Source organism: Streptomyces antimicrobicus (assembly GCF_020532625.1).
Lineage (GTDB): Bacteria > Actinomycetota > Actinomycetes > Streptomycetales > Streptomycetaceae > Streptomyces > Streptomyces antimicrobicus.
Genome location: NZ_JAJAUY010000078.1, coordinates 21,694 through 27,836 on the forward strand (window position 1 = coordinate 21,694; position 6,143 = coordinate 27,836).

Annotated in this window: 5 protein-coding genes; 3 read left to right on the forward strand and 2 right to left on the reverse strand. The window is 72.4% G+C overall.

Going from position 1 to position 6,143, the window contains the following annotated elements:
- The first annotated feature begins 85 nt into the window (after positions 1-85).
- Together LG632_RS19400 and LG632_RS19405 are read left to right on the forward strand one after the other, a co-directional pair.
- Positions 86-1,012 (forward strand): NAD-dependent epimerase/dehydratase family protein, encoded by a 927-nt coding sequence (locus tag LG632_RS19400; protein WP_226728625.1) that lies wholly within the window; start codon positions 86-88, stop codon positions 1,010-1,012.
- Between the two features lie 17 nt (positions 1,013-1,029).
- A complete protein-coding gene (locus LG632_RS19405; protein ID WP_308108728.1) occupies positions 1,030-1,473 on the forward strand; it encodes a nuclear transport factor 2 family protein in 444 nt (147 codons plus the stop codon).
- A 116-nt stretch (positions 1,474-1,589) separates the two neighbouring features.
- On the opposite strand, the gene LG632_RS19410 is transcribed toward LG632_RS19405, so the two are convergent.
- Both LG632_RS19410 and LG632_RS19415 read right to left on the reverse strand, forming a co-directional pair.
- Positions 1,590-2,834 (reverse strand): NYN domain-containing protein, encoded by a 1,245-nt coding sequence (locus tag LG632_RS19410; protein ID WP_226728626.1) that lies wholly within the window; start codon positions 2,832-2,834, stop codon positions 1,590-1,592.
- A gap of 176 nt (positions 2,835-3,010) precedes the next feature.
- Complete coding sequence (locus tag LG632_RS19415) at positions 3,011-4,357, reverse strand: AMP-binding protein (protein WP_226728627.1); 1,347 nt, start codon at positions 4,355-4,357, stop codon at positions 3,011-3,013.
- 216 nt (positions 4,358-4,573) lie between these two features.
- On the opposite strand from LG632_RS19415, the gene LG632_RS19420 reads away from it, so the two are divergent.
- The gene (locus LG632_RS19420; RefSeq protein ID WP_226728628.1) at positions 4,574-6,067 is read left to right on the forward strand and encodes a DHA2 family efflux MFS transporter permease subunit; all 1,494 of its coding nucleotides are present in this window, start codon (positions 4,574-4,576) and stop codon (positions 6,065-6,067) included.
- Positions 6,068-6,143: the final 76 nt, after the last annotated feature.

Here is a 6,143-nt window from a genome sequence, read left to right on the forward strand (position 1 = left end):
TGCGCCACGGGAACCGCGCACACCCGAAAGCACGTAGAGACAACTGCCACACCAAAACGATCATCCACGGGGGAGCAGAAAGTTGATGAAGGGCAGAAAGATCCTGATCACCGGCGGCACCGGGCAGGTCGCCCGGCCGGTCGCCACGGCGCTGGCCGCCGACAACGACGTCTGGTGCATCGGCCGGTTCGGTACGCCGGGCGTCGAGCGGGAGCTCCAGGAAGCGGGCGTCACCACCTGGCGCTGGGACATGGGCGACACCTCCGACCGGGCGTTCAAGGGCCTGCCGGAGGACTTCACGCACGTGATGCACTCGGCCGTCCACCGCGGCGAGGACGGCGACTTCAACCTGACGGCCGAGATCAACGCGGTCGCCACCGGCCGCCTGATGACGCACTGCCGGACCGCCGAATCGTTCCTGTACGTCTCCACGGGCGCGCTCTACGCCCGGCAGACCCTGGACCACGCCTACACCGAGGACGACCCGGTCGACGGCCGCGCGGACTGGCTGCCCGCGTACCCGATGGGCAAGCTGGCCACCGAGGGCGCGGTCCGCGCGTTCGCCCGGGTGCTGGGCCTGCCCACCACCATCGCCCGCCTGAACATCGCGTACGGGCCGGGCGGCTCGTACGGCGGCGTGCCGATGCTGTACTTCCGGCAGATGCTGGCCGGGGCCCCGATCGCGGTGCCGCTGGAGGGCCAGAACTGGTGCTCCCCGCTCTACACCGACGACCTCGTCGCCCAGGTGCCGGCGCTGTGGGCGGCGGCGTCGGTGCCGTCGACCGTGGTCAACTGGGGCGGCGACGAGCCGGTCGGCGTCACCGACTGCATCCGCCACATCGAGGCGCTCACGGGCGTCGAGGCGCGTCTGGTGCCGAGCGAGGTCACCCGGGAGACGTACCGGTTCGACCCGGCGCTGCGCCTGCGGCTGACCGGTCCCTGCCAGGTCGACTGGCGCGACGGGATCGAACGCACGCTGCGCGCCCTGCACCCCCAGCACCTCGGCCTGTGACGAAGGGAACCACCGCCATGACGATCATGAACACGCAGCCGGTCCCCGTCGCTCCCGCCGGACCGGCCGACACGCCCCTCGCCCTGATCCGCCGCGCCTACCGCGCCTTCCACGACCGGGACGTCCCGGCGCTCCTGGCCACCTTGGACCCGCAGGTGGAGTGGGTGCACCCGGACGGGATGTCCCACTACGGCCTCGGCGGCACCAAGCACGGCCATGACGGCGTACGGGAGTTCCTCTCCCGGGTGCCCGCCGTGCTGGGCGGGATGCGCCTGGAGCCGCAGGAGTTCGTGGCCGACGGCGACCGGGTGGTGGTGTTCGGCGTCCGCCAGGTCACCTCGGTGCGCGGCACCACCCGGACCCTGCCCTTCATCCACTCCTGGACCCTGCGCGACGGGGTCGCGGTGCGGATGGAGGACGTCTTCGACACGGTCGTCTTCCAGCAGCTGATCGAGAGCTGACCGGCTGCTCGGCCGACGGGGCAGGACGAGGAACCACCAGGGGTCCCGTGCCGGGGTGCCGAGGCGTCGAACGCCTCCCTCACCTGCACGGGACGCCCGATGTGGCTGCCCCGCTCTCACGCGGGCTCGTCGGACCCGCTGATGTCACCGCCCGTGATCCACCGACGGATCAGTCCCCTGTCCTCGTCGGAGAGCGACATCCGCGCGTTCGCACACAAGGTGTAGACGTTGTCGACCCACGCGTCGGCGAGGGCGTCCGCCGTGACGCCTTCGGCCAGCGACTGCCCCACGTAGACGAGTCCCTTGAGTACGAAGTTGACGGCATTGCGGGTCACGGGGTTTCCGCGCGCCTCCGTCTCGTCCCGCACCCTCTTCGACGTCGGGTACAGCTGAAACGCAGAATTCCGCAGGTCCTGGGCGAGGACTTCGAACAGCAGAGCGTAGGCGTCGGGCTGCAACGCGGGCACGTCCGTCAGGGCGCACACCTGGGCGAGGAGACGGGGAAGCTGCGCCCGGCCGCCCTGGTCCTCGAAGGAATGCAGGGTGGGATCGAGAATGTACCCGGGTGACGTGGGAACGTATTCGAGGTCGCTGCAATGCGTCTTCACGAACCCGCTGAAACTCCCGGCGCCGTACCAAGCGGAATCCTTGATCGAAGGATCGATGCTGAGCGCCGCGTGAGCCGCCGTAGCCGCGGCGAGCGGACGGGGAGCCGCCCGTACGACGCGGTGGACCTCCCTGACCACTGCCTCGCGCCGGTCGCTGCCCGCTTGCTGCGGGAGCACGACCACGGCCCGCTCGGCGTCGCCGCCCAGCGGCTCGCCGGGTGGGTGGAACTCGTCCCAGCGGGAGGCGGCGGCGAGCTGCTCGGGCGTCACGAACACGTCGCACGTCGCCCGGAAGGCGGCGGCGCTCACGCTGGCCGCCACCACCGTCGTCCACCGGTCCTTCGCCCGGAGCCTCTGCAGCACAGGCGTGAAGTCGGCGTCCGCCGACATGATCACGAACTCGTCGTACCGGGTCTCGTCGGCGAGCGCATCCATGATGTCGAGGACCATGGAGATGTCGGCGCTGTTCTTGCCCCGGGTGGTCAAGGGCGGGCAGTCGATCGACCGAAACCCGCTGCGCGTGAAGAAGGCGCGGTACTTTCCGAACGCTTCCGGGTTGAGGTACACGTTCCGCACGAGGAAGCGGCGGTCGGGGACGCCCTGGGCGGCCTCACCCGTGGCGCTCCTGCCTTCCAGCCAATTCATCCATCTGTCCGGACGGGCCGCGAACGCTTCGGCCGCCCCCGGGTCCATGTCACGGAGTCCCAGGTAGATGTTGTCGAAGTCCACGAACAATGCCGACTTGAGCGTCACCGGATGAGCGCCGTCGAATGACTCTTTGCTCAAAGACCCGTCCCCACTGATCATTTCGCGGAGCGCTCACGAGCGAGCGTTCCACTCGGTCATGACATCGGTGCGGGAAGCATAGCCGCGTCCCTCCCCGCGGACCGGCGCCCTGGTGCCGCCCGCGCCGTCCACCGTTAACGGCGTTAACGGTCGCGGTCGTCGGCGGTCGCGAGCAGCAGCTTCTTCTGCGGCTTGCCCATGGCGTTGCGTGGCAGGGAGGCGACGAAGCGGACCTCGCGCGGGCGTTTGTGGACCGACAGGTGGGCGGCGACGAAGTCGGTGAGTTCGGGGCCGGTCACGCCCTCGGCCACCACGAACGCGACGATCCGCTGGCCGAGGTCGGCGTCGGGGACGCCGACCACGGCCGCCTCGCTGACCTTGGGGTGGTCCAGCAGGGCGTTCTCGATCTCGCCGGCGCCGATCCGGTAGCCACCGGACTTGATGAGGTCGATGGAGGCGCGGCCGACGATGCGGTGGACGCCGTCGGGTTCGATCGCCGCGATGTCGCCGGTGCGGAACCAGCCGTCCTCGGTGTACGAGGCCGCCGTCGCCTCGGGGCGGCCGAGGTAGCCGGAGAACAGCGTGGGCCCGGTGAGCTGGAGTTCGCCGATCTCGGCGCCCGGTTCGGCCGCGATCCGGGTGCGGACGCCGGGCAGCGGGGTGCCGACCGTGCCGGGGCGGACCTCGCCCCCGGCCCGGCCGCTGACGGTGATCAGGGTCTCCGTCATGCCGTAGCGCTCGACCGGGCGGTGGCCGGTGAGCCGCTCGAGGTCGCGGAAGACCGGGGCGGGCAGCGCGGCGCTGCCGGAGACCAGGAGCCGGGCCGGGGCGAGCGCGGCGGCGGCCTGCGGGTCCGCGGCGACACGGGACCAGACGGTGGGCACGCCGAAGTAGAGGCTGCCCCCGGCCCGCGCGTACGCCGCCGGGGTCGGGCGCCCGGTGTGCACCAGGCGGCTGCCGGTGCGCAGGGCGCCGAGCACGCCGAGGACCAGGCCGTGCACGTGGAACAGCGGGAGCCCGTGGACGAGGGTGTCCTCGGCGCTCCACTGCCAGGCCTCGGCCAGGGCGTCGAGGTCGGCGGCGATCGCGGCCCGGGTGAGGACCACGCCCTTGGGGGCTCCGGTGGTGCCGGAGGTGTAGAGGACGAGGGCGGGGTCCTCGGGGGCGGGCGCGGGACCGGAGAAGTCGGCGCGGCGGGTGAGGTCCACCTCGATCGGGCGGGCGCCAGAGTCGCGCAGGACGTGCTCGCGCTCGGCGGGGCCGGCGTCGGGCGGCAGCGGGACGACGGGGACCCCGGCCAGCAGCCCGCCGACGACGGCGGCGACGGTCTCCAGCGACGCGGTGGCCGTGACGGCGACCGGGGGGCCGCCCGCGACAGCGGCCGCCACCGCGTGGCCGGCCGCGAGCAGTTGCTCGTAGGAGGCGGTGCGGCCCGCGATCTCGACGGCGTCCGCGCGGTCGCCGTACCCGCCCTCCAGTGCCGTGAGCACGGCGGCTCCCCTCTGGCCGGTGTCCCTGGTGGTTCCGGCTCCCCAGGCTGCCCGATCACCGCCCCCGGACGCCACCCCACGCAGCGGCCGGCACCCCCCTGGACCGGTCCGCCGAGGGGCCACTCCCCAGGCGCCCCGCTAGATACATCGAACTTGATGCATCAAAAAAGATGCATTACAGTGGAGGCACCACAACGGCACGGAAGGAGTGGGCAGATGCTGCGGAAGTGGGCCGGGAACCCCTGGGCGGTCCTGGTGACGATGTCGCTGGGTTTCTTCATGACCCTGCTGGACCTGACGATCGTGAACATCGCGATCCCCGACATGATCGACGCGCTGGGCGCGACCCTCGACCAGACCCTGTGGGTGGTCAGCGGCTACGCCCTCGTCCTGGCCGTGCTGCTGATCACCGCCGGCCGGCTCGGTGACGTGTGGGGCCCGCGCAGGCTGTTCGCCGCCGGCGTGGTGGTCTTCACCGCCGCCAGCATCGCCTGCGGACTGGCCACCGGCCCGGTGATGCTGATCGCCGCGCGCGGCGTGCAGGGCCTGGGCGCCGCGCTGCTGACCCCGCAGACGATGACGCTGATCATGTCGGTGTTCCCGGCGCAGCGGCGCGGGACCGCGATGGGCGTCTGGGGCATGGTGGCGGGCCTCGCCACGCTGAGCGGCCCGACGCTGGGCGGCATCCTGGTCTCCACCGTCGGCTGGCGCTGGATCTTCCTGGTGAACGTGCCGATCGGGATCGCCGCGCTGGCGCTGACCTTCCTGGTGGTCCCTGAGGTCCGTACGGGCCGGGCGCGCACGTTCGACGTTCCGGGCGTGCTGCTGGCCACCGGCGCCCTGTTCTGCCTGACCTTCGCGCTCCAGGAGGGCGAGCGCTACGCCTGGAACGCCGGGATCTGGGGCCTGCTCGCGGCGGGTGCCGCCCTGGCCGCCGGCTTCCTGCTCCACCAGCGCGGCCGTCAGGACCGCGAGCCGCTGGTCCCGTTCGCCCTGTTCAAGGACCGCAACTTCGGCGTGCTGACCGTGATGGTGGCCCTGGTCTCCATGGCGATGATCGGCCTGGTCCTGCCCTTCAACCTGTACCTGCAGTCCGTCCTCGGCCTGAGCGCCGTCGAGGCCGGTCTGGTGCTCGCGCCCTCCTCGCTGGTCTCGATGGCGGTCGGCCCGTTCGCCGGACGCCTCTCCGACCGGATCGGCGGCAAGTACCTGCTGATGGCGGGCCTGAGCCTGTACGCCGTCGGCATCGCGGCCCTGGTGCTGATCGCGGGCCCGGCCACCCCCTGGTACGCGTTCGTCCCGGCGACCGTGGTCACCGGCCTCGGCATCGGCTGCACGGTCGCCCCGATGTCCGCCGAGGCGATGCGCAACGTCGAGCCGCGGCTGGCCGGCGCGGCCTCCGGGGTCAACAACACGATCCGGCAGATCGGTTCGGTGGTCGGCGCGGCCGCGGTGGGCGCCCTGCTCCAGGGCAAGCTGGCCGCCGAGCTCGCGACCGGGGCGGCGTACGCGGACGCCTTCCTCGCCACGCTGCACCTGACGGCGGTGCTGCCGATCACGGTGGTCGTGGTGGCCGCCCTGTCCTGCCTGCTGGTCGAGGGCCGGCCGCGGCGGGCGGCCGGGGGCGCGGCCCCGGCGGGTGCGGCGGGCGCGGCGGGTGCGGCCGGCGCCCCGGCGGGGGCGGGGGCGCGGATGCTGGCCGGGCAGTGAGGTCGCTGCCTCCGTATCCGCGCCCCGAGGGAGAGACCCCATGACGTACACCTACGTCGCCGAACAGCCGGGCGGG

What these genes read in the sequence shown, in the direction of transcription:
- LG632_RS19420 (WP_226728628.1), top strand. Translation starts at nt 4,574, where the DNA reads ATGCTGCGGAAGTGGGCCGGGAACCCCTGGGCGGTCCTGGTGACGATG.
- LG632_RS19405 (WP_308108728.1), top strand. Translation starts at nt 1,030, where the DNA reads ATGACGATCATGAACACGCAGCCGGTCCCCGTCGCTCCCGCCGGACCG.
- LG632_RS19400 (WP_226728625.1), top strand. Translation starts at nt 86, where the DNA reads ATGAAGGGCAGAAAGATCCTGATCACCGGCGGCACCGGGCAGGTCGCC.